At 59.7% G+C, this 211-nt stretch carries 1 rRNA gene; it reads left to right on the top strand.

Going from position 1 to position 211, the window contains the following annotated elements:
• Positions 1-211, top strand: a 23S ribosomal RNA gene (locus GBM95_RS12220); the annotation flags it as partial.

Here is a 211-nt window from a genome sequence, read left to right as displayed (position 1 = left end):
AGCCCGCTCGCCGCAAGCCCAAGGTTTCCTGCTCTACGTTCATCGGAGCAGGGTGAGTCGGCCCCTAAGGCGAGGCTGAGAAGCATAGCTGATGGGAACGTATAATACTCGTGACCGATTGCAGGTGCGAAGGAGGGACGGAGTGCTGAAGGTCATCCGGGTGTTGGATATCCCGGTTTGCGAGCGTAGGAAGCCGGCAGGCAAATCCGCC

The organism is Sutterella seckii (assembly GCF_009183815.1).
Classification (GTDB): Bacteria; Pseudomonadota; Gammaproteobacteria; order Burkholderiales; family Burkholderiaceae_F; genus Sutterella; species Sutterella seckii.
This window is presented reverse-complemented; position numbering and strand designations above follow the sequence as displayed.